The 26,185-nt window shown below is 73.3% G+C and carries 21 protein-coding genes; 12 read left to right on the top strand and 9 right to left on the bottom strand.

What is annotated here, in order from left to right:
• Positions 1–94: 94 nt before the first annotated feature.
• Positions 95–1,042: an ROK family glucokinase gene (locus C6361_RS34875; protein ID WP_107264313.1), complete on the top strand. Its 948-nt coding sequence runs from the start codon at positions 95–97 to the stop codon at positions 1,040–1,042.
• 48 nt (positions 1,043–1,090) lie between these two features.
• Positions 1,091–1,816: an endonuclease/exonuclease/phosphatase family protein gene (locus tag C6361_RS34870; protein WP_234359191.1), complete on the top strand. Its 726-nt coding sequence runs from the start codon at positions 1,091–1,093 to the stop codon at positions 1,814–1,816.
• A gap of 28 nt (positions 1,817–1,844) precedes the next feature.
• Here the strand turns inward: C6361_RS34870 and C6361_RS34865 are convergent, their stop codons facing one another.
• Positions 1,845–2,849, bottom strand: a complete 1,005-nt coding sequence (locus tag C6361_RS34865) for a LacI family DNA-binding transcriptional regulator (protein WP_199853161.1) — start codon at positions 2,847–2,849, stop codon at positions 1,845–1,847.
• Positions 2,850–3,236: 387 nt separating this feature from the next.
• Between C6361_RS34865 and C6361_RS34860 the strand changes: the two genes are divergently transcribed.
• The 3 genes from C6361_RS34860 (at position 3,237) to C6361_RS34850 (ending at position 6,689) form a co-directional block, all read left to right on the top strand.
• On the top strand, positions 3,237–4,211 hold the full coding sequence (locus tag C6361_RS34860) for a glycoside hydrolase family 6 protein (RefSeq protein ID WP_107270433.1): 975 nt from the start codon (positions 3,237–3,239) through the stop codon (positions 4,209–4,211).
• A gap of 274 nt (positions 4,212–4,485) precedes the next feature.
• Entirely contained in the window at positions 4,486–5,886 is a 1,401-nt protein-coding gene (locus C6361_RS34855; protein WP_107270431.1) for an NAD(P)/FAD-dependent oxidoreductase, read from the top strand.
• Complete coding sequence (locus C6361_RS34850; RefSeq protein ID WP_107261539.1) at positions 5,883–6,689, top strand: alpha/beta hydrolase; 807 nt, start codon at positions 5,883–5,885, stop codon at positions 6,687–6,689. Before C6361_RS34855 ends, C6361_RS34850 begins: the two co-directional genes overlap by 4 nt.
• Before the next feature lie 124 nt (positions 6,690–6,813).
• Here the strand turns inward: C6361_RS34850 and C6361_RS34845 are convergent, their stop codons facing one another.
• Entirely contained in the window at positions 6,814–8,229 is a 1,416-nt protein-coding gene (locus C6361_RS34845; protein ID WP_107270430.1) for a trehalose-6-phosphate synthase, read from the bottom strand.
• A gap of 163 nt (positions 8,230–8,392) precedes the next feature.
• Positions 8,393–9,250, bottom strand: a complete 858-nt coding sequence (locus C6361_RS34840; protein WP_107270428.1) for a hypothetical protein — start codon at positions 9,248–9,250, stop codon at positions 8,393–8,395.
• Positions 9,251–9,507: 257 nt separating this feature from the next.
• Between C6361_RS34840 and C6361_RS34835 the strand changes: the two genes are divergently transcribed.
• The gene (locus tag C6361_RS34835; RefSeq protein WP_107261533.1) at positions 9,508–10,239 is read left to right on the top strand and encodes a 1-acyl-sn-glycerol-3-phosphate acyltransferase; all 732 of its coding nucleotides are present in this window, start codon (positions 9,508–9,510) and stop codon (positions 10,237–10,239) included.
• 33 nt (positions 10,240–10,272) lie between these two features.
• Here the strand turns inward: C6361_RS34835 and C6361_RS34830 are convergent, their stop codons facing one another.
• A complete protein-coding gene (locus C6361_RS34830; RefSeq protein WP_107261531.1) occupies positions 10,273–13,845 on the bottom strand; it encodes an adenylate/guanylate cyclase domain-containing protein in 3,573 nt (1,190 codons plus the stop codon).
• 240 nt (positions 13,846–14,085) lie between these two features.
• Here C6361_RS34830 and C6361_RS34825 point away from each other — a divergent pair, with 240 nt between their 5' ends.
• Complete coding sequence (locus C6361_RS34825; RefSeq protein ID WP_107261529.1) at positions 14,086–14,283, top strand: hypothetical protein; 198 nt, start codon at positions 14,086–14,088, stop codon at positions 14,281–14,283.
• Positions 14,284–14,571: 288 nt separating this feature from the next.
• On the opposite strand, the gene C6361_RS34820 is transcribed toward C6361_RS34825, so the two are convergent.
• Positions 14,572–15,264: a Crp/Fnr family transcriptional regulator gene (locus tag C6361_RS34820; protein ID WP_101367233.1), complete on the bottom strand. Its 693-nt coding sequence runs from the start codon at positions 15,262–15,264 to the stop codon at positions 14,572–14,574.
• Positions 15,265–15,760: 496 nt separating this feature from the next.
• On the opposite strand from C6361_RS34820, the gene C6361_RS34815 reads away from it, so the two are divergent.
• The 4 genes from C6361_RS34815 to C6361_RS34800 all read left to right on the top strand — a co-directional run bounded on the left by C6361_RS34815 (position 15,761) and on the right by C6361_RS34800 (position 18,881).
• A complete protein-coding gene (locus C6361_RS34815; RefSeq protein WP_107271375.1) occupies positions 15,761–16,270 on the top strand; it encodes a polyadenylate-specific 3'-exoribonuclease AS in 510 nt (169 codons plus the stop codon).
• Positions 16,271–16,493: 223 nt separating this feature from the next.
• Positions 16,494–17,522: a 6-phosphofructokinase gene (locus C6361_RS34810; RefSeq protein WP_107261528.1), complete on the top strand. Its 1,029-nt coding sequence runs from the start codon at positions 16,494–16,496 to the stop codon at positions 17,520–17,522.
• A 141-nt stretch (positions 17,523–17,663) separates the two neighbouring features.
• The gene (proC, locus tag C6361_RS34805; RefSeq protein ID WP_107261526.1) at positions 17,664–18,482 is read left to right on the top strand and encodes a pyrroline-5-carboxylate reductase; all 819 of its coding nucleotides are present in this window, start codon (positions 17,664–17,666) and stop codon (positions 18,480–18,482) included.
• Between the two features lie 48 nt (positions 18,483–18,530).
• Positions 18,531–18,881, top strand: a complete 351-nt coding sequence (locus C6361_RS34800; RefSeq protein WP_107261524.1) for a DUF2203 domain-containing protein — start codon at positions 18,531–18,533, stop codon at positions 18,879–18,881.
• Here the strand turns inward: C6361_RS34800 and C6361_RS34795 are convergent.
• From C6361_RS34795 to C6361_RS34785, 3 genes are all read right to left on the bottom strand, one after another.
• Entirely contained in the window at positions 18,861–19,598 is a 738-nt protein-coding gene (locus C6361_RS34795) for a class F sortase (protein ID WP_234359190.1), read from the bottom strand. The two genes, C6361_RS34800 and C6361_RS34795, sit on opposite strands and share 21 nt — an antisense overlap.
• The gene (locus tag C6361_RS34790; protein WP_107270426.1) at positions 19,595–20,461 is read right to left on the bottom strand and encodes a DUF4397 domain-containing protein; all 867 of its coding nucleotides are present in this window, start codon (positions 20,459–20,461) and stop codon (positions 19,595–19,597) included. Before C6361_RS34790 ends, C6361_RS34795 begins: the two co-directional genes overlap by 4 nt.
• Before the next feature lie 153 nt (positions 20,462–20,614).
• Positions 20,615–24,460, bottom strand: a complete 3,846-nt coding sequence (locus tag C6361_RS34785) for a S8 family serine peptidase (protein ID WP_107270424.1) — start codon at positions 24,458–24,460, stop codon at positions 20,615–20,617.
• 120 nt (positions 24,461–24,580) lie between these two features.
• Here C6361_RS34785 and C6361_RS34780 point away from each other — a divergent pair, with 120 nt between their 5' ends.
• Positions 24,581–25,549, top strand: a complete 969-nt coding sequence (locus C6361_RS34780) for a TrmB family transcriptional regulator (RefSeq protein WP_199853160.1) — start codon at positions 24,581–24,583, stop codon at positions 25,547–25,549.
• 24 nt (positions 25,550–25,573) lie between these two features.
• On the opposite strand, the gene C6361_RS34775 is transcribed toward C6361_RS34780, so the two are convergent.
• Positions 25,574–26,065, bottom strand: a complete 492-nt coding sequence (locus C6361_RS34775) for a glutathione peroxidase (protein ID WP_107261516.1) — start codon at positions 26,063–26,065, stop codon at positions 25,574–25,576.
• Between the last annotated feature and the right edge of the window lie 120 nt (positions 26,066–26,185).

Here is a 26,185-nt window from a genome sequence, read left to right as displayed (position 1 = left end):
GGCCGCCGGTGGCGCCGGGTGGGAACGGCACGGTACGGCGGCAGTGGCGGGACGGTGACCGCGTGGGTGCGGTGTGGCAGAGGGGAGCGGCTCGGTGACGCTGACCATCGGAGTCGACGTCGGAGGTACGAAGGTGGCCGCCGGGGTCGTCGACGTCGACGGTAGGGTGCGGGCGCAGGTACGCCGGGACACCCCCGCCGAGGACGTGGCCAGGACCCGGGACGTGATCGTCGAGGTGGTCAAGGAGCTGGCGGCCGAGCACGAGGTCGAGGCGGTGGGCATCGGCGCCGCCGGCTGGATCGACGCCGACCGCTCCACGGTGCTGTTCGCCCCGAACATCGCCTGGCGGGACGAACCGCTGCGCGACTTCGTCGGCAATGCCGTCGGGCTGCCGGTGATCGTGGAGAACGACGCCAACGTCGCCGCCTGGGCCGAGTTCCGGCACGGGGCGGCCCGGGACGCCGACGACTCGATGGTGCTCTTCACCATCGGCACCGGGGTGGGCGGCGGCATCGTGCTCGGCGGGGAGCTGCTGCGCGGCGCGCACGGGATCGCCGCCGAACTCGGGCACATGCTCTCGGTGCCGGACGGCCACCTCTGCGGCTGCGGTCGGCTCGGCTGCATCGAGCAGTACGCCAGCGGCAACGCCCTGGTCCGGTTCGCCCGGGCCGGAGCGAGGCAGGAGCCGGGCCGGGCCACCGTACTGCTCGACCTGGCCGGCGGTGACGTCGACGCGATCAACGGCCCGATGGTGACCGCCGCCGCCCGCTCCGGCGACCCGGTCTCCAGCACCGCGTTCGCGCAGATCGGGCACTGGCTCGGCATCGGGCTGGCCGACATGGCGCAGATCCTCGACCCGCAGATGCTGGTGGTCGGCGGCGGTGTGGTGGAGGCCGGTGAACTGCTGATGGGCCCGACCCGCCGCTCCTTCACCGACGCTCTCGCCGCGCGTGCCAAGATTCCGGTGGCCGAGATCCGCCCCGCCGAGCTGGGCAACTCGGCCGGCATGGTCGGCGCCGCCGACCTGGCCCGGCGCCGCTAGCCGGACCGCCGCGCGGGGCCGGAGGAACAGCAGAGCAAGGGGTACGGCGTGGTTCAGCAGCAGTCCTCCGGCGCGGAGACGTCAGCGGTGCGCCTTCGGGTGCTCTCCTACAACGTGCACGGCCAGCGTGACGACGTCGACGCGCTGGCCGAGGCGGTCCGGGCGTTGCAGCCGGACGTGGTGATCGTGCAGGAGGCGCCGCGCCGGTTCCGCTGGCGGCACAGGTGCGCGGCCCTGGCCGACCGGCTCGGTCTGGTGGTCGCGGGCGGCGGCCTGCCCTCCCTGGGCAACCTGCTGCTGACCAGTCTCCGGGTCCGGGTCTACCGGAGCTGGTGCCGGCAGTTCCCGCTGACGCCGGGGCGGCACATGCGGGGGGCGGTCTTCGCCGAGTGCGGGATCGGGGCCTCCCGGTTCATCCTGGCCGGCTCGCACCTCTCCACCGACCCGACGGAGCGCCCCGGTCAGGCGTACCTCTTCAAGCAGGAGCTGGCCGCCACCCGGCTGCCGGTGGTGGTCGGGGCTGACCTGAACGAGAACTCGGGCGGCGGCGCCTGGCGTACCGTGGCCGACGGCCTGACCGACGCGGCCGTGGCGGCCGGCGGCGAGTCCCGGTTCACCTTCCCGTGCCGGCAGCCGCGCGACCGGATCGACGCGCTCTTCGTCGACCCCCGGATCAGCGTGCTCGGCTACGACGTGGTGGAGACCGAGCAGACCCGGCGGGCCAGCGACCACTTCCCGATCCGCGCCGACCTGCTGGTGCCGGCGGCCGGCTGAGGCGCCGTGGCTGCGTGACGTCGGCCGCTCACGCGGAGCCGCGCAGTACCAGTCTGGTGGGGAGGATCAGGGAGGCGGTTTCCCGCCCCGCGATCAGTTCGATGAGAACCCGGGTCATCTCCTTCCCCAGGGACTGGATCGATTGGTGAACCGTGCTCAGTGGTGGGTCGGTCCGTTCGGCGATTCCCAGGTTGTCGAAGCCGATGACCGCCACGTCCGCCGGTACGGACCGACCCCGCTCGCTCAGCACCCGCATGGCTCCGGCCGCCATGTTGTCGCTGCCGGCGAAGACGGCGTCGAGGTCCGGGTGGTCGTCGAGCAGCCTCGTCATCGCCGCGGCGCCGCTGCCCTCGGTGAAGTCACCCTCCGCCATGCCGTACGGGGTCAGACCCGCCATGATCAACGCCTCGCGGTAGCCGCGGTAGCGGGCCGTACCGGCTTCGGTGCCCAGTTCGCCGGTGATGGTGACGATGCGGGTCCGGCCGAGGCTGATGAGGTGCTCGGTGGCGAGTCGCGCCCCACCGAGGTTGTCGGAGTCGACGAACCACTGCGGCTTGAAGTGCAGCGGTCGACCGCCGTACACGGCCGGCAGGCCGGCTCGGCGCACGATGTGGGTCAGCGGGTCGTCTCCGCGCAGCGCCATCAACATGATGCCGTCGACGCCGCGGGTGTTGAGCAGGTTCGTGAGCCGGGACCGGCCCCGGCCGGGGCTGGCCAGGCACAACAGCAGGTGCAGGTCGGTGTCCTCCAGTGCCGAGGAGACACCGACGATGACCTGACCGAAGAACGGGTCGGCGAACAACTCGGGGTCGTCGTGGGAGATGGCGAGGGCGACGATTCCGGTCTGCCGGGTGGCCAGGGCGCGAGCGGTCCGGTTGGGCCGGTATCCCAGTTCCTTGATGGCCCGCTCGACGGCGTCGCGGGTGGCGCGACTGACGTGCGGTGCCTTGTTGAGGACCCGGGACGCCGCCGAGCGGGACACCCCGGCGCGCGCGGCCACCTCGTCGAGCGTGGGCTGGCGCCGTGTCTCCATCTTGATGCCGCGTCCTTCCTGTCGAACGTCGGGACAGACCGGCGACGGGGCACCCGGCGCGGCTCGATCGGCGCCAACTCCGACACCGGCCGGTGCCGACCTCGCCGCTAGATGGTATCGGCCTTTGGTGGCCACGGTTGACACGGCTGGAAGCGCTTCCAGTGTCAACGACATGAGGCCGATGTGCCGAACCCACGGTGCGGGGACAACCTTGACTTTCACTCGTCAGATGCCCACGATTAGATCGATGTCAATAGATGGATCGGCCCGGAAGCGCTTCCAGTATCGCCCGCAGATGCCTTCCTCGGCGCCTCGCCCGCGAGGGACGTCCGGGCACCCAGCACCAGGTCATGTCGATGCACGACCCGACGCACTAGGAGACTCGCGATGAGACGACCCGCCCGTCCGTTGCTCGCGCTGGCAGCCGCGCTGGCAGTGGCGGTCCCGACGATCCTGTTCGGCTCGTCGGCCGCCTACGCCGACCCGGTCAGCCAGACCAGCGGCTTCTACGTCAATCCCAACTCCAGCCCCGCGACGTGGGCCGCCGCCAATCCCGGCGACGGACGCGCCAACGCGATCAGAACGGAGATCGCCCAGAAGCCGATGGCCTCCTGGTTCGGCAACTGGAGTGGCGACATCGGCGCCGCGGTCGGCAACTACGTCGGCGCCGCGGACGCCGTCGACAAACTTCCCCTGCTGGTGGCCTACAACCTGCCCGGCAGGGACGCCTGCGGCGGACACTCCGGTGGTGGTGCCGGAAGCGTCGCCGCCTACGACGCATGGATCTCGGCCTTCGCCAGCGCCATCGGCAACCGGCCCGCCGTCGTGGTCCTCGAACCGGACTCCCTCGGCGACTTCAACTGCATGAGTCAGGCACAGATCAACGACCGCGTCGGCATGCTCAGCCGGGCCGCCAACCAGTTCCGGTCCAAAGCGCCGAACACCTGGGCCTACCTCGACGCGGGTAACCCCGGCTGGGTCGCCGCGCAGACGATGGCACAGCGCCTGAACATGGCCGGCGTCGCCAACGCCCACGGCTTCGCGCTCAACGTGTCCAACTACTTCACCACCGGTGAGAACACCAACTACGGCAACTCGGTCGCCGCCACGCTGCGGAGCAACTTCGGGTACACCAAGCCCTTCGTGATCGACACCAGCCGCAACCGCAACGGATCCAACGGTGAGTGGTGCAACCCGGCCGGCCGCAGGATCGGCACACCGACTCAGCTCGGCGGCGGCGCCGAGATGCTGCTGTGGCTCAAGACGCCGGGCGAGTCCGACGGCAACTGCGGGGTCGGCGCCGGCTCCAGCGCCGGGCAGTTCCTGCCCGAGGTGGCCTACAAGATGATCTTCGGGTACTGAGCCGGGTGACGCTCGACGCCCACCGAGCGAACCGGTTCGCCGACGGTGTGCGGACAGGCGACACCGCGCCTCCCGCGAGAGGAACGGACGGCACGGTCCACCGGAACTCTTGCGGGAGGCGGCGCGGGTCGACCGCCGCCGGCCAGCCGCAGCTCCTGCGGACCGGTACCCCGATTGGCGCAGAACGGTGCGCGTTGGGCTGGACAAGGGCGACGGCAGCCGAGAGGATTCCCCCGCACGTCGGCACTCGTGCCGGACAAAAGGAGATTTCTCGGTGGCCACCTTCAGCGACCAGGAGAGCAACGACCCGGGCGCGACCCTCTGGCGGGACGGACGACCGGTCTACGACCGGGGCGGCACCGTCTGTGTGATCGGCGCCGGGGCCAGCGGCCTCACCGCGATCAAGAACCTGAAGGAGTACGGCTTCGGCGTCGACTGCTACGAACGGGAGACCGGGGTCGGCGGGGCCTGGAACTGGCGGCACGACCGCAGCCCGGTCTACGCCAGCACCCACCTCATCTCGTCCCGACCTCTGACCGAGTACCCCGACTTCCCGATGCCGGACAGTTGGCCGGACTATCCGCACCACAGCCAGCTACTGTCCTATCTGGAGCGGTACGCCGACCACTTCGACCTGCGGCCGCACATCTGGTTCGGCACCGAGGTGGTCCGGGTCGAGCCGGCCGACGGCCAGCGCTGGGACGTCACCACCCGCAGCACCGGCGGCTACGGCGCCGAGCGCACCTCTCGCTACGCGGCCGTGGTGGTGGCCAACGGGCACAACTGGGCGCCGAAAATGCCGGCGTACGAGGGGCTGGACGAGTTCCGGGGCAAGGTGATCCACGCGTCGGCGTACAAGGACGCCACCCAGATCCGCGGCAAGCGGGTACTCGTGGTCGGGGCCGGCAACACCGGCTGCGACATCGCGGTCGAGGCCGGTCAGCAGGCGGCGAAGTGCTGGCACTCCACCCGGCGCGGCTACTGGTACGCCCCGAAGTACGCCTTCGGCCGCCCGGCCGACCAGGTCAACGACTCGCTGGCGCCGTACCGGCTGCCGCTGCGGCTGCGGCAGTGGCTCTTCCACCGGGTGCTGAAGCTGACCGTCGGCGACCTGACCCGGTTCGGCCTGCCCCGCCCCGACCACCGGGTCTTCGAGACCCACCCGATCGTCAACAGCCACCTCGTCTACCAGCTCGGACACGGGTCGATCACCCCGGTGCCGGACGTCGGACGGTTCCGCCGCAACAGCGTGACCCTGGTCGACGGGCAGGAGATCGAGCCGGACCTGGTCGTCTTCGCCACCGGTTACCTCCCGCGCTTCGAGTTCCTCGCGCCGGAGCTGATCGGCACCGACACGTCGGGCCGGCCGGCCCTCTATCTCAACGCCTTCCCCCGGCGGCACCCGACGCTGGCGGTGGCCGGCCTGCTCCAGCCGGATTCCGGCCTGCTGCCGCTGGTGCACTGGCAGGCCGTGCTGATCGCCCGCTGGCTGCGGCTGCGCGAGGCGGCGCCGGAACGGGCCCGCTCCTTCGCCGCCCGGGTCGACGCCGAGGCCGGCAAGCGGTGGCACTCCGCGCAGGTGAAGGAGAGCACCCGGCACTGGTTCGAGATCGGGCACATCGACTATCTGCGCACGTTGCAGCGGAGCCTGGACGAGCTGGAGGTGGCGGCGTGAAGACCCGGGTCGTACGGGTGCGGGACTGGACCCGTCCGGTGCCGGCGGTGTTCCGGGAGGTACGCGCCGCCACGCCGGAGGCGCCGGAGGGGAAGCCGCCGCTGCTCTTCGTACCCGGTTTCGGGCACGGGGCGTGGGCGTTCGCCGAGCACTGGCTCGAACACGCGGCGTCCCGGGCGTTTCCGGCGCACGCGGTCAGCCTGCGCGGGCACGGCGGCAGCGGGCCGGCGCCGAAGGCGACGCTGCGGGCGTACGCGCACGACGTGGTCCAGGTGGCCACCAGCCTGGACCGGCGGGCGGTGCTGGTCGGGCACGGTGCCGGCGCGCTCGTGGTGGCACACGCGCTGGCCCGCTATCCGGCCCGGGCCGGCGTGCTGGTCGCGCCGGTCTTCGGCGGCTGGGCGACGCTCGGCACCGCGCTGCTGCGCAACCCCGCCGGTACGCTGCCGGCGGTCTTCGGCGGTCGGCTGCGGCTGCACCACCGCCAGTTGTTCAGCCGGGAGCTGCCGGACGCGGCGGCCCGGGAATACACTGCCCGGCTCGGCCGGGCCTCCGCGCGGGCCCAGTGGCAGTTGCTCCGGCAGCGGCCGGTCGAGCCGGCGGTGGGCAACCCGCCGATGCTGGTGGTCGGCAGCCCGGACGACCGGGTGGTGCCGCCGTCGGCGCTGACCCGGACGGCCGGCCGGTACGGCGTCGCCCCGCTGCTCTTTCCGGGCATGGGGCACGACATGATGCTGGACGCCCGGTGGCGGGAGCCGATCGACGCGATCCTCGACTGGCTCGACAAGGACCTGGTCGGATAGCGCCCAGCGGTCAGCGCGCGGCTCGGCTCTCGCCCGGTCGCCACCCGGTACTCCTGCCCGGCGACGTCGGGCTGACCCTGGCCGGGCCCGGCCGACCCCGGGTGGGGCCGGGCCGGGCCGCCGGTCAGCTGATGGCGAGCTGTTGGGCCAGGCTGCCGCTCTGGTCCAGCGCGGTCAGGTAGGACCGGGCCCACGCCTGGATGTCGTTCACCCGGAGCTGCGCGCGCATCGCGGTCATCCTGGCGGTCAGGTCGGCCGGGATGGCCTGGAGCGCGTGCATCAGGGTCAGCTTGAGTCCCTCCAGGTCGTGCGGGTTGACCAGGAACGCCTCCGGGAACTCGGCGGCGGCACCGGCGAACTCGCTGAGCAGCAGCGCGCCGCCGTTGTCGACCCGGGCCGCCACGTACTCCTTGGCGACCAGGTTCATCCCGTCCCGCAGCGGGGTCACCGCCATGATGTCGGCGGCCCGGTAGAGCGCGGCGAGTTCCGCCCGGTCGAACGGCTGGGTGAGGTAGTGGATCGCCGGCTCGCCGACCCGGCCGAACTCGCCGTTGATCCGGCCGACCTCGCGCTCGACTCGGTCGCGGAGGATCTGGTACTGCTCGACCCGCTCCCGGCTCGGCACCGCCACCTGCACCATCACCGTGTCCCGCACCTTGACGTGCCCGGTGGCGAGCAGTTCGCTGTACGCCTTCAACCGCTGCTCGATGCCCTTGGTGTAGTCCATCCGGTCGACGCTGAGCAGCACGTGCTGCGGGTCGCCGAGGTCCCGCCGGATCCGGGCGGCCCGGGTGACCACGTCCGGGCGCTCGGCCAGCGCCTCCATCTCGGCCATGTCGATCGAGACCGGGAACGCGCCGATCCGCACCACCCGGTCGTCGACGGCGATCCGCCGGTCGGTGGCGGCCAGCCCGAGCACCTTCGTCGCGAGCTGGGCGAAGTTGTGTGCCGCCTGCGGGCGCTGGAAGCCGACCAGGTCGGCGCCGAGCATCCCGAGCAGCAGCTCGGAGCGGCGCGGGAGCTGCATGAACAGCTCCGGTGGCGGGAACGGCACGTGCATGAAGAAGCCGATCCGCAGGTCGGGGCGGATCGCCCGGAGCAGCCCGGGCACGAGTTGCAGGTGGTAGTCCTGCACCCAGACCACGGCACCCGGCTCGGCCGCCTCCGCCGCCGCCTCGGCGAACCGCTGGTTGACCCGCTGGTACGCCTCCCACCAGCGGCGGTGGTAGACCGGCTGCTCCACCGCGTCGTGGTAGAGCGGCCAGAGGGTCGAGTTCGCGAAGCCCTCGTAGTGGTCGCGTACGTCGTTGCCGGCCAGTGGGACGGTGTGCATGCGTACCCGGTCGATGTCGGCGAGCATCGGGGCGGGACCGGTGCCGCCGGCCCAGCCCACCCAGGTCGCCGGGGTGTGTTGGAGTAGGGGGTGCAGGGCGCTGACCAGCCCGCCGGGGCTGCGGCGCCATTCACAGGCGCCGTCCGGCGCCACGCTGTCGTCGACGGGCAGCCGGTTGGCCACCACCACGAGGGAACTCTGTCGCAATCGGGCACCTCGTTCCGGGCGAGGCGACCACCGCGAATAGGAGCGATCGGGGTAGTCGTGAGGGGAAGGTAACTTACAGCAGTATTCCTACTGACGCGAAATTACGCGAGTGTTACGCCTTGCCTCCACGTAGTGATGAATCTCGCGATTTGGACGGCAGGGGTCAGACCACCGCCCCGTCGTCGGGATCGTCGTCCTCCTCGTTGCCCGGCCGCAGCCGCCAGACCAGCGTCACGAAACCGCCGAGGATGCCGGCGAAGCCGAGCACCGTGACCAGGCCCCGGTCGATCGGGAGCAGGTGCGGGAAGAGGAAGAGCACGAAGCCGGTGACGATGGCCAGCACCCCGACGACGGCGTACTTCGAGAGCCGGGGCAGCGGCGGTGGCGGCGGCGGGACGTAGCGTTCCTCCTCGTCGTCCGGGAGGTCGGCACCGAAGGTGTCCAGCCCGTCGAGCAGCGACGGGTCGTCGGCCCGGCCGCCGACCGAGATTCCGGAGATCTCCGTGGCCGACGGCAGCCGGCGTACGCCCTGGTCCGGCGGCCCGGCCAGCTCCGCCCCCGGGCGGCTGGTCGCCGTACCGGTGGCCCGTTCCGTCGTCTCGCCGACCGCGACGTCCTCGACGGCGGGCCAGGATCGGGAGTCCGCCGCGACCTCGGTGTGGTAGGCGGCGACGATCCGGGCCCACTCCGCCTCCACGTCCGGGTCCGGATCGGGATCGGGGCGGGGCGCGGGGGGCTGCCCCGGGGGCTCCTCGTCGGCGAGCTGGGTCAGGTAGTCCTTGGCGGTGGCCAGGAAACTGCGGTCGACGTAGAGCCGGTCCACCGGCCGGGACGGCACGGTGGTGGTCCGGGTCACCGGATTGAGGTCGGCGGAGGGTTGCAGGTAGGCGGCGATGCCGCCCGCCGCCAGCACGTCGAGCAGGTGCTCGCCCAGCCGCGGGTCCACGTCGCCGGCGACGGCGTACTCCGTCGCCTCCAGCCCGTTGTCCCGCCGTCCCCGGCGGGCGCCACCCGCTGACACCCCGACACCCTCCCTACCGGCCCTGTGGCGCCCGGCCGTGTTGCCGACCGCCGGCTGCGCCGCATCTGCCGTGCAATGAATCGTGACACGGCGGGCACGGGTTGCGGGAGTGCGTTGTGGCGCGGCGTACCCGCTTCGTAGGCTTCTTGCCGACAGTTCCCGCCCGCAGCCGTCGACGGCGGCCCGACGCGTACCCGTGCGTCGGGTCCGATCGGCGGTCGACGTGGGGACGCGCGGGACGCTCGGGAAGGACACTGGTGCTGTACGGGCTGATGAAGTACGTCATCCTCGGGCCCTGGCTGAAGTTGATCTTCCGGCCACAGGTCGAGGGGAGGGAGAACGTGCCCGACTCCGGCCCGGCGATCATCGCCAGCAACCACCTGTCGTTCTCCGATTCGATCTTCATGCCGCTGATGGTCAAGCGAAAAGTGACCTTCGTGGCGAAGGCCGAATACTTCACCGGCAAGGGGCTCAAGGGCGCTCTGGTGCGGATGTTCTTCGTCGGTACCGGCACGATCCCGGTCGACCGCTCCGGCGGGCGGGCCGCCCAGGCCGCGCTGGACACCCAGCTGGAGGTGCTGCGGGCCGGCAACCTCGCCGGGATCTACCCGGAGGGGACCCGCTCGCCGGACGGCCGGCTCTATCGGGGCAAGACCGGGGTGGCCCGGCTCGCCCTGGAGAGCGGCGCCCCGGTCGTCCCGGTGGTGATGCTGAACGCCGACGAGATCCAGCCGCCCGGCAAGCTGCTGCCGAAGATCAAGCGAGTCAAGATCAGGTTCGGGCGACCGCTGGACTTCTCCCGGTACGCCGGCATGTCCGGCGACCGCTTCGTCGAGCGGGCGATCACCGACGAGATCATGTACGAGCTGATGGAACTCTCCGGCCGGGAGTACGTCGACATCTACGCCCAGAAGATCAAGAACCAGCAGCTCAAGGCGGCGGCCGGCAAGGTGACCGCCGAGTCGCACGCCGACTCGCTGGCCGCCTGAGGTCCTGGCCCGGCCGGCACCTCACCGGCCGGGTCAGGAGGCGAGCATCGGGGTGCTGGCACCGGGGGCAGGGGGCGGCTGGCCGAGCCGGAGCAGCCCCGGCACCCGGTTGCGCAGCGCGAAGGCGCGTACCTCGGCCAGCGCCACCTCGGCGGCGGAGTCGTCACCGGCCAGCGCCAGTTCGCCGGCGGCCAGTGCCAACCCGAGCATCCGGTCGGTGACGTCCGGGATCTGGGCGTAGCTCTCCGCCGCCGCGAGATAGAGCTGCCCGGCCCGGGCATGGTCGCCGTCCGCGCCGGCCAGCGCCGCCGTCACGGTACGCACCGCCGCCTCCACCCAGAGCGTCGAGTGGGTGACCGCGTCCAGCATGCCCCGGACACAGACCGCCGATTCCCGGCCGGTGAGCGCGGCGGCGTACGAGGCGGCCGGGATCCACTCCCCGCTGGCCAGCGCCGGCACCTTGGCCCACGACTCGGCCAGCTCGTCGAGCAGCTCCGCCGCCTCCCCGGTACGCCCCTGTAGGGCCCGGCACAGCGCGCCCAGGCCCAGCATGTTCCAGTGCAGCCGGTGGAAGCCGCTGCGCCGGGCGGTCTCCAGGGCGTCCGTCACGTCGTCCACGTCCTGCGCCTCGTCCGGGGCGACCACCCCGGCGCGGCCGGCGGGCGCCGCCCCCGGCACCGGCTCGGCGCGCAGCACCCGCAGGTACGCTCGCATGCCCCGCACCTGCATGTCCCAGCGGCCGGCCGCGGTGTCGACGAAACCGTCGGCGACGGTCAGCAGCCGCCCGATGTCGCCCTCGTAGTACGCACGCACCGCCTCCGCCGAGCCGCCGGTGGAGAGCGCCTCGGCCTGGGCCAGTGCCGGGCAGGACGCCACCAGCTCGTCGGCGCGGATCCAGTCGCCCTCCTCCCGCATCACGTGCGACAGGTTGCGCACCACCCGGGGCAGCACGACGAGCTGGGAGTCCTGACAGAACCGCAGGATCGTGTGCAGCTCGTCCAGCCCGGCCCGGTCGCCGGACTGGTAGCGGGCGGTCGCCACGGTGATCCGGGCGTCGGTCTGGGTCTCGACCAGGCCGAGGCGTTCGGCGATGTCGGCCGCCGCGCCCGCCGCCGCCACCGCCGGGTCGCGTTCGTAGTTGAGCATGTGCAGCCGGCCCAGCTCGGCGTAGGCGTCCGCCTTCTGCGCGGTGTCCGGCAACGCGTCGAACAGCTCGACGGCATGGTCCAGACAGGACAGTGCCCCGGCCCGGTCGGCCCGCAGCCAGGCCGCCTTGCCGAGCAGCGTCCAGGCCCGGGCCGCACCGCCCGGCTCGTCGTGCGCGGAGAGCCGGTCGGCCAGTACGTGCAACTGGTCCGTACCGCCGCCGGCCAGGAAGGCGGTGCCGTCGCGGAAGTACGAGATCTCGGTGAGCAGCAGCTCCAGTTGCAGCCGGCCGACCGGATCACTGTCGTCGGCCAGCCCGAGCGCCCGGCCGGCGTGCTTGGCCGCCGCGTCGAGCGCGTGCAGCGCGTACGCCCGGCGGGCCGCCCGGTGCAGCGCCTCCCGGGCCGGCGGAGCGTACCGTTCGGTGTCCACCCCCAGGGTGTACGCGATCTCGTGCGCCGCCCAGCGGTGGTGGGCCAGCACCTCGGCCAGGTCGGTGTCCCGGCCCCGGGACATCCCGTCCAGCCAGTCCGCCGTCCGGTCGTGCCGGGCGACCCGCTCGGTCCGGGGCAGCCGCTGGTAGCAGACGTCCCGGACCAGCACGTGCCGGAACCGGAACTCCGGCTGGCCGGCCATCGTCGAGGTGGCCTGCTCGTGCACGAAGTCCCGCTGCTCCAACCGGCGCAGCGCCCGTTCCACCGACTCGACCGGCTGGCCGAGCGCGGCCGCGACCGCACCCGGCCAGAACTGCATGCCGACCACCGAGGCGGCCAGCAGCACCATCCGGTCCGGGCCGTCCAGCAGGTCCACCCGGTTGGCGATCACCGAGTGCACGCTCTCCGGCATCGCCAGGTCCTGCTGCTTCTCCAGCGACCAGCCCCGGCCGGACTGGCGCAGCGCGCCCTGCTCGATGAGCATCCGGACGTACTCGTGGGCGTAGAGCGGATTGCCGTCGGCCACCTCGACCAGCGGGCTGAGCATGTCGGTGGAGAAGGCCGCCTGGCCGAAGATGTGCCCGTAGAGCGAGGCGATCCCGGTGTCCCGCAACGGCGGCAGGGTCACCGTCATCGAGCCGGTGATGGTGCCGGCCCAGCTCGGCTCCCGGTTCACCAGCTCCGGGCGGGCGGTGCAGAGCAGCAACAGCGGCACGTTCTGGGCGTACGCCCCGAGCAGCTCGACGAAGTTCAGCATCTTCTCGTCGGCCCAGTGCAGGTCCTCGAAGACGAGTACGGTCGGCTGGCGGGCGGCGAGCGCGACCAGGAAGCGCCGCCACGCCGACTCGGACTCCTCGGCCGGCAGCGTCGGCCCGGGCAGCCCGACCACCGGGCGCAGCGCGTCCATCAGCCGGTCCGCCGCACCCGGCCCGACCAGCTCCACCAGCGCCGACTCCAGCCGCCGGGTGGCGGTCGGCGCCGGATCGGTGTCCAGGATTCCGGCCTCGGCCTTGACGATGTCGGCCAGCGCGGCGAACGTGACGTTCTCGCCGAACGGCGGGCAGCGGCCGACCCGCCAGGTCAACGGCTCGTCGGTCAGCCGCTCGGTGTGCCGGAACAGCTCCCGGACCAGCCGGCTCTTGCCGATGCCGGCGTGCCCGAGCACCGTCACCATCTGCGGCAGGCGGTCCCGCATCGACCGGTGCAGCGCGTTGACCAGCAGCCCCAGCTCGTGTTCCCGGTCGATCAGCGGAGTGGTGTCCGGCTCCCGGTCCGGCGGCTGCCGGTCCACCGGGGCGAGCGCCAACCACACCTCGGTCGGCGAGGAGCGGCCGCGCAGGGTCACCGGTGCCTGCTCGGAGTAGCGGATCGCGTCCCGGGTCAGCGCGTACGTGGTGCCGCAGACCAGTACCCCGCCGGGCGGTGCCACCGACTGCATCCGGGACGCCGTGTTCACCACGTCACCGGCCACGATGGCCTGTCCGCCGTCCCGGGCGGCGGCCACGTCCACCAGCGCCTCACCGGTCGCCACGCCCACCCGGAACCGCAGGTGGTCCGAGCCGGTCGGGGTGAACCGGGTGAGCACCCGCTGCAACTCCAGACCCGCGCGTACGCAGCGCAGCGGGTCGGTCTCGGTCGCCACCGGCGCGCCGAACAACGCCATCACGGCGTCGCCGATGTACTTCTCCACCACCCCGCCGTACTGCCCGATGACCCGGCGGGCCGCCGAGAAGAAGGCGGTCTGCATGCCCCGGACCAGTTCCGGGTCGGCCCGTTCGACGTACGGGGTGAAGTCGATGAGGTCCACGAAGAGTACGCTGACCCGCCGCCGGTCCTCCTGCGGCATCACGGCCGGCCGACCGGGCTGGGCTGGCCGGGGCTTGCCGCAGGCCGTGCAGAACGCGGCATCCGCGGCCAGTGGCTGGTCGCAGTGTGGACAGGCCGAAGTCAGCTCGGTGCCGCAGCCGCCGCAGTAACGGTCGCCGACGGCGGAGATCCGGCCGCATCTGGTGCAGGTAGCGGAGATGCCGTCCTCCTACGGTGTCGAAGGGACGTGCCGTCCACCGGGATGGCCCCGCCCGGCCGTGGCCGGCGGCTCCGGCGAGCCGCCGGTCGTGATGGGGGTGGAGGTGCGCCACCGCCGAGTATCAGCGCCCGGCCCGGTGTCGGGAACCAGGCTGTTAGCTAGCGGACAGTCCCACCCATAGTGATCCAAGATACAGTCATTGGCGCCTACCGATCGACGATTTATCAGGGGAGATGGGCAATGGTGTACGTCCGACTGGAAAAGGAATGGACCGACGGCGAAGGGAACGGCCACTCCTCCGGGGACATGATCGACGTCGACGCCGCGACCCTGGCGAAGCTCCAGGCCGCCGGGATCGTCGGCGGGGAGACTCCCGACTGGCCGGGGGCGACCCGCACTGCTGGCCGGGACACGACGAACTGGCCCGGGGCGACCTGATCGTCGCGGTGCACCGGCACTGACCGGGCGTTCCGGAAACCGTTGTCGGTCTTCCGGAACGCCCGCGGTCGTTTCCGGATCGGACGCCCGCGGTGGTTTCCGGACCGGACGCCCGCGGTCGTTTCCGGACGGAACGCCGGGTCGGCGCCGACGGTCGGCACCGTCGGCCGGGAACGGCGGTCCGGAGTCGACGGTGACCGGACACTCTCGACGGTCCCGCCGACGCCGGGACGCTCCCGACGGGCGCCGCTCGGGCTGTTCGGTCGGTGGGTCCGGTCGGCGGACGGGTCAGCGCTCGGCCATGCCGGCGCGACGGCGCAACGCCGCCACGTCGGTCACCACGATCCGTCGGCCCTCGGTGCGCAGCCAACCCCGGCTGGCGAACGACCCGATGGCCTGGTTGACGCTCTGTCGCGAACCGCCGGCCATCTCGGCGAGTTGGCTCTGGTTCAGCTCGATGGTGATCATCGGGGCCTGGCTCTCGCCGGCCAACCGGACCAGCGTCTTGGCGACCCGCCCCGGCAGGTCGAGGAAGACATGGTCGGCGTTCTGCTCGGTCAACCGGCGGATCAGCCCGCCCAGCGACCGCATCACCGCGTCGAGGATGCGCGGATTGGAGTGCACCAGCTCCATGAACGCGCCACGGGAGAGCGCCAGCGCCGTGCAGTCCTCGATGGCCTCGGCGGACGCCGACCGGGTGGAGGCGTCCAGCAGGGAGACCTCGCCGAGCACGTCCGGCGGGCGGATGACGTTGAGCACCGCGCGCTCGCCGGTCGGGGCGGTGCGGAACACCGCGACCGCTCCCCGGCGCAGGACGATCAGGGACTCGCCGGGATCGTTCTCGACGAAGAGCAGCTGCCCCTTGCGATAGGTGCGCGGCACCGCCGCGGCGATCACCCGTTGACGCACCTCTGGCTCAAGGCCGGCGAACATGTCGACGCCGGTGAGGGCGTCGCCCGGCTCAGGCAGGCGAACCTCCACGGCTCAACCCCTCCCCGGTAAATAACCCAGTTTTGCTCTCGGGCGACCCGCAACCGACCGAAGAAGCAAGGTGAAACTGATACCGGTAGGGTCCGGTAGCGGTACACATCAGATCATGACGGTCGTGTCGCTTGCTGTACACCCCTGAAATCACTTCTGTGACAGTTCTGCCGCTGACCAGGGGGCATTCTGACATCAGATCCGCCACTGGGTGGGGACCGTACGGGGGCGTGGCGGATACGTGGGGGCGCGGGGAGCCGCGACCGGCCGGAGGTGCGCCAAGTTCCGCTGGCCGGCCGCGGCGGACCCGGGTACGACCGGCGTGGGGGCGTCGGCCGGACCGAGAGGGAAGGCGTGGTGATCAGGCGGTACTCGCCGATCACCACGCCGACCGCCCCGAGTCGAGTCGTACCCCGAGCGGGCGGTCCGGCGCCGAATGGTGGAATTTCCACCCCCGATTCCCGTACGGCGGGACGGATGGGCGAGGATGGCGGCGATGGTCTACCGCTATTTCTACGACTGCGAGTTCATCGAGGACGGCCGGCTCGTCGACCTCGTCTCAATCGGTGTCGTCGACGAGTACGGTCGCGAGTTCTACGCCGTCTCCACCGAGTTCGACGACTCCCGCGCCGTGCCCTGGGTACGCCGGCACGTGCTGGACAAGCTCCCCTCGCCGGGCGACGGGGCGTGGCGCTCCCGCGAGCGGATCAGGGACGATCTCTACGAGTTCCTGATGGAGCCGGTCCGGGACCGGCCGGGGGAGAAGCTGGAGCTCTGGGCCTGGTACGCGGCGTACGACCACGTGGCGCTCGCCCAGCTCTGGGGGGCCATGCCGGCGCTGCCCCGGGAGATTCCCCGGTTCACCAAGGAGCTGCGCCAGCGCTGGGAGGACCGGGGCAGCCCGCCGCTGCCGGACGCCGCCTCCGACCGGCACGACGCCCTGGTGGACGCCCGGCACAATCTGGCCCGCTGGCAGGCGATACACGCCCGGCCGGGGAGTTCCTGAGCGGGATTCATGATCGTTTCGGGTGGTACCGGCCGCCGGGCCTGCCCCGGACACCGGTTCGGCCCCTCGACGGTGCCCGGGGCGCGGTGGTCCGGCCCGGAGCGGGCGACTACAGTGCGCAATGACGGCCCGCCCCGGGCCGGCAACGACGCCGACGGTCTCACCCGACTTTCACCCTGGGGCTTGACGGGCTCATTCGAAGCTCCTGGAGGAGAAGCAGATCATGCGTATCGGCGTGCTCACCGGTGGTGGTGACTGCCCGGGTCTGAACGCGGTGATCCGAGCGGTGGTGCGTAAGGGCGTCGCCAGCTACGACCACGAATTCGTCGGGTTCCGGGACGGCTGGCGCGGCCCGCTGGAGGGGCTGACCAAGCCGCTCGGCATCGCGGAGGTACGGGGGATCCTGCCGCGCGGTGGCACCATCCTCGGCTCCTCCCGGACCAACCCGTTCAAGATCGAGGGCGGGGTCGAGCAGATCAAGACCAACCTCGCGCAGCAGGGCGTGGACGCCCTGGTGGCGATCGGCGGCGAGGACACCCTCGGCGTCGCCACCAAGCTGCACGAGCTGGGCGTCCAGGTCGTCGGCGTGCCGAAGACGATCGACAACGACCTCGGCGCCACCGACTACACCTTCGGCTTCGACACCGCGGTCAACATCGCGATGGAGGCGATCGACCGGCTGCACACCACCGCCGAGAGCCACCACCGCACCCTGGTCGTCGAGGTGATGGGCCGGCACGCCGGCTGGATCGCCCTGCACGCCGGCCTGGCCGGCGGGGCGAACGTGATCCTGCTGCCGGAGCGGCAGTTCGACGTCGACCAGGTCGCGACCTACGTCGAGAAGCGCTTCCAGAAGCAGTACGCCCCGATCGTGGTGGTCGCCGAGGGCGCCCAGCCGCTCGACGGTCAGATGGTGCTGCACAACCAGGAACTGGACGCCTTCGGGCACGTCCGGCTGGGCGGCATCGGCCAGTGGCTCGCCGGGCAGTTGGAGGCGAAGACCGGCAAGGAGGCCCGGACGGTCGTACTCGGGCACATCCAGCGCGGCGGCACCCCGACCGCGTTCGACCGGGTGCTCGCCACCCGGCTCGGCCTGCAGGCGATCGACGCGGTCCACGAGGGCGACTGGGGCAAGATGGTCGCCATGCAGGGCACGGACATCGTCCGGGTGCCGCTGGCCGAGGCGACCCGTGAGCTGAAGACGGTGCCGCTGGACCGCTACACCGAGGCCGAGGTCTTCTTCGGCAGCTGACGACCCGCGGTGCCGGGGTGGGACCCGCCGCACACCGACGCGGAAGGTCGGAAACGATCTCCGCGCCGGATGCGGCGGCCACCCCGCGCCCGGGCGGCCCCCGCCCACGACGACGTGACGGCTTCCACCCGAGGAGGAGCGATGGCGCCGGGAGCGCACACCGTTGCCGTGATCGGCACCGGCAAGATCGGTGAACTGATGCTCTCCGGGCTGCTCCGCGCCGGCTGGCCGGTGGACCGGCTGCTGGCGACCACCCGGCGGCAGGGGCGCGCCGAGGAGATCGCCACCCGGTACGGCGTACGGGTGGTGGACAACTTCACGGCGGTCGCCGAGGCGGACGTCCTCGCCGTGTCGGTCAAGCCGCAGGACGCCGACGCGCTGCTCGACGAGATCGGTCCGAAGGTACCCGCCGACAAGCTGGTGATCTCGCTCTGCGCGGGGCTGCCGACGAACTTCTTCGCCCGGCGGCTGCCGGAGGGCACCCCGGTGATCCGGGTGATGACCAACACACCGGCCCTGGTCGACCAGGCGATGACCGCGATCTCCGCCGGGGTGCACGCCACCGCCGGGCACCTGGAGCTGGCCGAGGAGATGTTCCGGCCGCTGGGGGCGACCATCCGGGTTCCCGAGTCCCAGCAGGACGCGGTGACCGCGCTCTCCGGTTCCGGCCCCGCCTACTTCTATCTGCTGGTCGAGGCGATGGTCGACGCCGGCATCCTGCTCGGGCTGCCCCGCCAGGTGGCGCACGAGCTGATCGTGCAGACCGCCATCGGCTCGGCGGTGATGCTGCGCGACTCCGGGGAGCACCCGGTGAAGCTGCGCGAGGCGGTGACCTCGCCCGCCGGTACCACCATCTCGGCCATCCGGGAGCTGGAGAACCACGGCGTACGCGCGGCGCTGCTGGCCGCGCTGGAGGCGGCCCGGGACCGGGCGCGGGAGATCGCGGCGCAGAACGACTGAGCCGGGCGCCACGGCGTGATCCGGGCCCGGGTGCCCCATACTGTGCCCGTGTTCACCCTTGCCCAGGCACGTCACCTGATCGTGACGCTGCGCCCCCGGATCGACGAGTTGATCGTGCTCCGCGCCGACCTGGCCGAGCTGCGGGCCGACCTGACCGACCGGGGAGCGAGCCCGCTCGGCGGACTCGCCGAGGTCAAGGGCCTGGAGGCGCGGATCTTCGGCATCCTGGAGGAGCTGACCGGGCACGACATCCAGGTCAAGGGCTTCGCCCCGGTACTGCTCGACTTCCCCGGCGAGCGGGACGGCCGGCCGGTGCTCTGGTGCTGGCTGGAGGGGGACAGCGACCTGCGGTGGTACCACCGGGTGGAGTGCGGCTTCTCAGGCCGGCGCCCCGTCTGAGCCGACCGGCCCGGCCCGGACGCCGGGCGCCCGGGCGGGACCGGGGATCACCACCGGCCGGTCGGCGACGGCGTAGACGACCAGGTTGTCCCGGTAGTGCCGGGTGGACCGGTCGAAGGCTCCGGCACAGGTGATCAGCCGCAGTTCCGGGCCGGGAGTGGGGCGGTAGACGGCGTCGGTCGGAAAGGCGTCCTTGGCGTGCCGGCCGGCTCCGGTGACCCGGAACCCGAGCCACCGGCCGCCGCGCCGTACCTCGATCCGGTCGCCCGGGCGCAGTTCCGACAGCCGGGCGAAGACCGCCGGGCCGGTGGTCGAGTCGACGTGCCCGGCGAGTACCGCCGGCCCGACGTCCCCGGGTGCGGTGCCGGCGGCGTACCAGCCGGCCTCGGCGAAGTCGCGGGGGGCGCCGAGCCGGCCGGACCGGTCCAGCCGGAGCCGGGTCAGGGCCGCGTCGACCCGGATCCGCGGGATGCGTACCCGGGTCGGTGCTCCGGCGGGGGCCGGCCCGGTGGCGCCGGCCGGGCTACCGGGACAGCCGTCCGGGCACGCCGCCGACGCGGCCGGCGGCAACGCGACCGGTTCCGGCGGCGGGTCGGGGATCGAGGCCGGGACCGGTGCCGGCGCCGCGTCGCCGGCCGCCGCGACGCCGAGGCTCGCGCCGAGGATCGCGCAGAGCAGCAGGTCGACGGCGCCCGGCATGCTCCGGCCGGCCGTCACGGATGCCGGCGGCGCCGAGCGGCGGACCTGGCGGCCGCGACCACCACGACCGCGCCGAGCGCGCCGACCGAGGCCAGCCCCAGCGGGTACGCCGGCCCGCCCGACCCACCGGCACCGGCGTCCACCCCGCCGTCCGGCACCACCGCCCCGCCCCGGGCGTCGACGCGCAGCTCGGTGGTCAACCCGCCCGCCTTCGCGTCGAGCACCAGCAGGGAGTAGACGGTGCCGTTGTGCAGCGACACGTCGGCCGTGGTCGCCCTCGCCCCGGTCGCCGAGACCCGCAGCGTCGACCGCCCCGGCTCGACCTGCTGGTAGGGCGTGGTGGTGGCGAAGGGTACGGCCTCGGCGATGCGCGGCCCGGCGGCCACCGTGACGTCGATCACCGGCGCGCGTACCGACGCCTGCACCACGCGTACCTTCGCCCGGCCGTCGGCGGGTGCGCTCAGGTCGTCGTCGAGCACCTTCAGCCCCAGCTCGGCGTAGCGGCCGACACCGGCGACCGTGTACGCCCCGCCGGGCTTCACCGACACGCCCGTGGTGAGTACCGGCGGGTCGCCACTCGGCGCGCCGGCCCGGCGCATCGCGACGGCGTACGGCCCGGTCGGCAGCGGCAGGTACGGCGACAGCACGCCGTAGCCGACCGCCCGGAACACCTGCGGTTCGGTCGTACCGTCGGCCGGGCCGAGGTAGACGTCGACGGCGGGCGTGTCCGGCGACAGGTGGGCCAGCCGGACGTATCCGACCGGTGCGGTGGCGCCGGCCGGGCCGACGACCGAGGTGGCCAGGCCGAGTCCGAGGCCGAGGGCGGCGGCTGCGGCAGCGATCCGCCGCCCCGGCCGGACAGGTCGTTCGAGGTGCTCCATTTCTCGCCTCCCTGGGATGTGCCGGCACGGTATCGGCGCCACCACCCGGAATGTCGCACCCACGGTCCGTCCCACCCACTCCGCCCGCCCACCCGCTCCGGCCCACCGGGAGGTGTGTCGCGGGTGGGCGTTCTCAGCTCAGCCCGGCACCCGTCACCCGTCAGCCGTCACCCGCCAGGCGCGGACGACGGTCTGTTCGATCCGGTTGCCGTCCCGGTCGACGGCGCTCACCCGGACGGTGCCGAACCGTGCCCCGGCGGGGGCGGCCGGCAGCGTCGCCACCACCTCCCGGTCGCCCCGGACGGGCACGTCCCGCCAGTGCGCCCCGTCGTCGTAGGAGACCGCCACCCGTACCGTGAACCGGCCCGGTCCGGTCGCACCGGGCTGGTAGCCGGGGCGCAGCACCAGCCGGTACGGCCGGTCGGCCCGGACGGTGTTGCCCAGGTCGGTGCCGATGTCGTAGCCGAGCTGCGGCAGCGGCAGTACCGCCGGCCGGGCGCCGCGCGGTCGCCCGGAGCGGAACGTCCAGGTCGTCGACGTGGCGGTGGAGGTGGTCCACCATGGACGGTCCGGGAACGAGTCCCGGGCGACGTCCAGCCGAAGCTGGTACCGCCCGGTGCCGGCCGGCACGGTGAACTGGGCGGACGAGGCACTGCTCCGGCCGACGACCCTGCCGTCCCGGGTCAGGGTCAGCTCGCTGCGGTCGGAGCGGCCGTCGACCCAGCCGTACGCGGTGGCCCCGCCGTCCGCGTACTGCGGGATCGCGACCCGGATCGCGTCGTACGACCGGTTCACCGGCAGCCCGTACGCGTGGTCCGGGGTCACCGTCGCCGGCACCGCGGGTCGGGTCAGGGCCGGGAACCACACCTGGCGCACCCGCTCGCCGGCCCGGTACGCCCGCAGCGGCCCCCAGAGCTGCCCCTGCGGGTTGCCGACCTGGTACGCCTCCAGGATTCCGCTGCTCCGCCACGCGACGCCCCGGGTGCTGACGTGGTCGGTGCGCCGGTGTGCGGCGGTGACGGTCCGGCTGAAACCGAAGCCGGTCGACACCCCGTCCGGATAGCCGGCCCGGGTCTCCCGGGCCAGCATCTCGGGTGCGTGCTGGTGGAACTCGGACTCCACCGTGGCCAGTGCGAGTTCGTCGGCCCGGTAGTGCAGGTCCGCCGGCACCCGCCCCCGCTCGGGCAGCAGCAGGTCGTAGCGGTACGGCGACCGGGCGACGGCGTCCAGCGCGAGCGTCGCCGGCCCGGCCGCCAGCCGTTCCCGGAGCCGCTGCGCCACCTCCGCGTCCACCCGGTAGGCCGGCACCGGCGAGCCGTACCCGTTCGCCTCGTGGTAGCCCGGCGTCGGCCCGGCCAGCAGCACGGCCCGGGCGCCGGCCGCGCCGGCCGCCCGCAACTGCGCGACGCCGGGATCCTCCGCGCCGCCCTGGTCGAGCCGGACCAGCACCACCGCGTCCCGGGCTCCGGCCCGGGCCAGTTCGGCCGGCGTACCGCCGCCTCCGTCGACCAGCCGGGCGCTGCTGCGGCCGTCCAGCAGCGGCGCGCCGTCGACCGGCCGGGGCTCCGGCACCGGGAAGCCGTCCGGGCCGGTGACCGTGGCGGTCAGCGCCGGTGCGGCCAGGTCCCACCGGCTGAAGAACTGGAAGGTACCGGTGGAGACCGGTCGGGTCGGCGCCGCGTACACCCGGCGGATGGTGTCCAGGTTGAACGACTCGCCGGAGAGCAGCGAGGCCGCGGAGGTACCGCGCTGCCAGACCAGCGCGGCCTGTGCGGCGCTGGTCCGGTCCGGGGTGTCGATGCGGATCTCCCGGCCGTCGCGGGCGTCCTGGCGCAGCGTCCGGTCCGCCTCGACGGTCAGCTCCGGCTCGGCGAGCAGCGTGGCGTCCTTCGGGAAGCCCGACGCCGCCAGGGTGAAGACCCAGGTCGCCACGGCGTAGCGGCCGGCCGGCAGCTCGACGGTGGCGGGTTGGCCACCGCCGAAGTGGGCCCAGTGCTCCTCGCCGGTGTCCAGGTTGAACACCTGGGAGCGGGTGTAGAAGTCGGTGGGGGCCCGGCCGTCCCGGTCCAGCACGTCGATCGTCAGGCGGCGGGTCGGCGGGACGACCTGGAACCCGATCGGGGTACGCAGCTCGGCGCCGCCGCCCCGGGCGGTCAGCACCCCGGCGTACCGGTTCGGGGCGGTGCGGGTCGGGTCGAGCCGGACGACCGCGCTGGCCCGCCCGCCGGCCGGTACGGTCAGCCGGGTCGGCGAGACGCCGAGTACCGCCGGCCGCTGGTCCGCGCCGAGGTCGCGGGCCTCGGCGTCCAGGGTGAGCGTCACCGGCCGGCGGCCGGAGTTGGTGAAGCCGACGGTGGCGCTCCGGGCCGGCGTACCGGCCGGGACCCGGCCCAGGGCGAGCGTCGCGGTGTCGACGGTGACCGGCTGTTCCAGGGCCTCGGCGACGTCGACCCGGCCGGCGCCCTGGGCCCAGACCGGGGTGTCCCGGCTCTCGGTGGCGCTGCCGACCAGGGCCGCCTTGAGCCGGTCGGCCCGCCAGTCCGGGTGGCGCTGGGCGAGCAGCGCCGCCGCCCCGGCGACGTGCGGGGCGGCCATCGAGGTGCCGGACATCGAGGTGTGGCCGGCGTCGACCACCTCGCCGAGGCTGGTGCCGGCGGCCCGGGCCGCGACGATGCCGACCCCGGGGGCGGTGATCTCCGGCTTGACCGCGGCGTCGCCGAGTCGCGGGCCCCGGCTGGAGAAGTCGGCGATCCGGTCCCGGCCGTCGACCGCGCCGACCGTCAGCGCCCGGTCGGCGGTGCCCGGGGTGGTGAGCGTCTGCCGGCCGGGTCCGGCGTTGCCGGCGCTGACCACGAAGAGCGCGCCGGAGCTGGCGGAGAGCGCGTCGAGGGCCTCGGTGACCGGGTCCGGTCCCTCACCGGCCGGGCCGCCGAGGCTGAGGTTGACCACCCTGGCGCCCTGGCGTACCGCCCACTCCATGCCGGCGATGACCCAGGAGAGGTCTCCGGACCCGTTGTCGTCGAGTACCTTGCCGATCAGCAGCCGGGCGCCGGGCGCGACTCCCTTGCCGCCCGGCGCTGCGCCGTCGCGGCCGGCGCCGCCGGTGCGACCGGTGCTGCTGCCGGCGCCGGCGATGGTGGCGGCGACGTGGGTGCCGTGCCCGACCCGGTCGGTGGTCTCGGGGGTACCGGTGAAGCTCGCCGCCGCGCTGACCCGGCCGACCAGGTCGGGATGGGTCGGGTCGTAGCCGCTGTCCAGGACGGCGACCTTAACGCCCCGGCCGTCGTACCCGGACCGCCAGGCCCGGGGGGCACCGATCTGCGGCACGCTCTCGGCCAGGTCGGCCCGGACCCGCCGGTCGAGCCAGAGCTTGCCGAAGCCGCTCGCCAGGGTGCCGGCGCCGGTCGTCGTCGGGCCGGCCTTCGCCCGGTTGCCCTGGCGAGCGTGGTCGCCGGTGACGGCCGACCAGAAGTCGGCGGCCCGGGACTTCTCCGCGCCGACCGCGATCGCCCCGATGCTGGGCAGTTCGCGGTGCCGGGTGGCGCCGGTCGGGGTCGCCGGTGCGGCGGCCCGCAGTCCGGGTGCGGCGGGTGCGCCGGTGAGCAGCAGCGGCAGGCTGGACCGGGCCGCGTCGGAGTAGCCCTCGGCCACCAGGTCGGTGACGTTGAACAGGGCCGGGTCGACCCGTCCGGCGCTGACCAGCGGGAGCGCCTCGTAGGGCGTGACGTGCAGGTCACCGTCCCGTTCGGAGAGTTGGAAGCCGAGCCCCCGCCGGGGGCCCCGGTCGTCCACCTCGGCGAACTGCCGACCGTCGGCGAAGGTGTGCAGCCGGACGACGTCCCCGGTGACCAGCGTGACGGTGTGCACCGCCGCCGGCCCGGCGGGGACCGCTGGCGCGACTGCGCCACCGTGCGGCGCGGCGGCGGCCGGCGGGGCCACGGCGGCCAGGATGGCGACGGTGACCGCGAGCGCGAGCACCGTACGTGCTGGCTTGACCACGAAAGCTCCCTTGACGTGCTGCTAGATCATCGGGCAGCGTCACACTTCGTCACCATGCCGGTAAAGGATCCGCAGCGAGCGCAACTGCGCCATGACCTAGATGCGCCAGGAGGTTCGGCCGTGCTGAAGTTCGCCGGGCTGACCACGGTGGAGGAGTCGGCCTACCTGGCGCTGGTCCGGCAGGGCGGTGCCCGGCTCGTCGACCTCGCGGAGCGGCTCGGCCTGTCGGAGGCGCGGGTACGCCGGGCGGTCGGCGTACTCGAACGGGAGGGCTTCGTGCACCGCACCCCGCCGCCCGCCGAACGGGTCGTACCGGTGCCGCCCGATCTCGCCGTCGAGCAACTGATCCGGCGCCGGTACGCCGAACTGGAACTCACCCGGGAGGCGGCGCACCGGCTCGCCGCCGAGGCGCGGGGGCGGGCGAGCAACCGGCGTACCGAGGAGCTGATCGAGATCGTCTCGGGGCGGGCCGCGGTCGGTCGCGCCTTCGAGCGGGTGCAGCGCAGCGCCCGGCAGGAGATGCGGGTGCTGGTGGCACCCCCGTACGCGGTCCCGACCTCGGTGAACACCACCCAGCTCGACCGGGAGGCCGCCGGGGTGACCTACCGGGCGGTGTACGACAGCAGTGCCCTGGACGACCCCGAGTTCGCGGCCAGCGTCGCCGCGCACATCCGCGCTGGTGAGCTGGCCCGGCTCGCCGTCGGGCTCCCCACCAAGCTGGCGGTCGCGGACCGCACCCTGGCACTGCTGCCGTTGGCCTGGACCGCGTCGGCGCACGACGCGGCGCTGCTGGTGCACCCGTGCGGCCTGCTGGACGCCCTGGTGGCGCTCTTCGAGACGCTCTGGACCCAGGCGACACCGCTGTCGGCGGCCGGCCCGGAGCAGGTGCCGACGGCGCTCGGCATCTCCGCCGAGGACCGGCACCTGCTCTCGCTGCTGGTGGCGGGGCTGACCGACGAGGCGGCCGGCGCCCGGCTCGGGCTCAGCCGCCGGACCGTCGTACGCCGGGTGCAGGTGCTGATGCACCGCACCAACTCCCGCTCCCGGCTACAGCTCGGCTGGCAGGCCCACGAGCACGGCTGGCTCTGACGCCGGCTCCCGCGCGGTCCGGCGCTATCTCGGCAGGACCCGCTCGACGGCGGCGGTGATCTCCGGCGACTCCGGCTCGACCTGGGGCGCGAACCGGGCGACCACCTTGCCGTCCGGGCCGACCAGGAACTTCTCGAAGTTCCACCGGACGTCGCCGGAGTGTCCCTCCGGGTCGGGGGTGTCGACCAGGGCGGCGTAGAGCGGGTGCCGGCCGGGTCCGTTCACGTCGATCTTCTCGGTCATCGGGAAGGTGGCCCCGAAGGTGGAGCGGGCGAACTCGGCGATCTCGGCCGGGGTGCCCGGCTCCTGGTCGGCGAACTGGTTGCTGGGTACGCCGAGCACCGTCAGCCCACGGTCGGCGTATCGCTGGTGCAGTGCCTGGAGCCCGGCGTACTGCGGGGTCAGCCCGCACTTGGAGGCGAGGTTGACCACCAGCATGGCGTTGCCCCGGAACTGCTCCAGGCCGACGAACCCGTCGCCGGTCAGCGCTCCGATCTGGACGTCGAAGACGCTCACCGGATGCCTCCGCCCCGCTGCGCCGTCCGGCCGGTCCGGCGATCGTCGCCGTGTCCCGCCCGTCGCACCCGACTGACATCCACTCTCCGCTCGGTCATGGCCCAGAGGCTACCCGGCGAC

This window comes from Plantactinospora sp. BC1 (assembly GCF_003030345.1).
Taxonomy (GTDB): Bacteria; Actinomycetota; Actinomycetes; order Mycobacteriales; family Micromonosporaceae; genus Plantactinospora.
This window is presented reverse-complemented; position numbering and strand designations above follow the sequence as displayed.